This window comes from Vibrio sp. 10N.222.46.A1 (genome assembly GCF_041473595.1).
Lineage (GTDB): Bacteria > Pseudomonadota > Gammaproteobacteria > Enterobacterales > Vibrionaceae > Vibrio > Vibrio tasmaniensis_A.
In genome coordinates, this window is record NZ_JBFRSN010001392.1 from 1 (window position 1) to 954 (window position 954).

Annotated in this window: 1 protein-coding gene; it reads left to right on the forward strand. The window is 43.2% G+C overall.

From position 1 onward, the window contains the following. The first annotated feature begins 44 nt into the window (after positions 1 to 44). The gene (locus AB4496_RS26880) at positions 45 to 833 is read left to right on the forward strand and encodes an SUMF1/EgtB/PvdO family nonheme iron enzyme (RefSeq protein ID WP_009844966.1); all 789 of its coding nucleotides are present in this window, start codon (positions 45 to 47) and stop codon (positions 831 to 833) included. Positions 834 to 954 lie beyond the last annotated feature (121 nt).

Below are 954 nucleotides of genomic sequence, written 5' to 3' on the forward strand. Positions count from 1 at the left end.
TAAACGTTAAAATTGCCCTCTATTTCGAACATTCGAGGCACGTGATGAAATTTTTTAATTACAAACAAATAGCGGCGATCAGCAGCGTCACCATGACTATTTTCCTAAGCGGCTGTGCGAGCGTGCCTACACACCCCATCGCCCAACAAATTGACCAAGAAATGGTGCTAGTTGAAGGTGGTACATTCACCATGGGTTCGAACGATCCTGAAGCGACCAAAGCAGAACGACCAGCACGAAATATAACTGTAGATAGTTTCTACATTGCAAAGTTTGAGGTGACTCAAGAATTGTTCGAATCGGTGATGGGTTCATCTCTCAGTTATTTCCAAAACCCACAAGTTCCGGTCAATAACTTAAGTTGGCAACAGGCGAACTACTTCGTTGAACAATTGAACGAACTTACAGGTGAAGAATACCGTCTGCCGACTGAAGCTGAATGGGAATTTGCAGCGAAAGGTGGCAACAAGAGCAAAGGCTATACTTACAGTGGTTCCAATAACTTAGATGATGTTGCGTGGTACTCAGCAAATTCTAAAAATAGCGCACATCCAGTCGGGCTAAAGAAGCCAAATGAACTAGGCTTATATGACATGACCGGAAACGTGGGTGAGTTTGTGATTGATGCCTTCGATGACACTTTCTACCGATTCGGTCCAACAGACAATCCTAACAACGCAAAACACAGCGACGTTGGTTTATCACATAAATCGGTTCGCGGTGGCAGCTTTGCTTATGACGAAAACGAATCTGAAAGTTACCGTCGCGACTTCGCAAGCCAATCGATCACTATGTCAGATATGGGCCTGCGTTTAGTTAAGGATACGAACTAGCTAAAGCTGTGAGCTAGTTAAAGAATGAACTAACTAAAGGTGCCAACGGTTATGAATCAACAATCTTCACAAGCAATACTAAAATACGACTTGCACTATACACACGTTAGAAATCTGACCA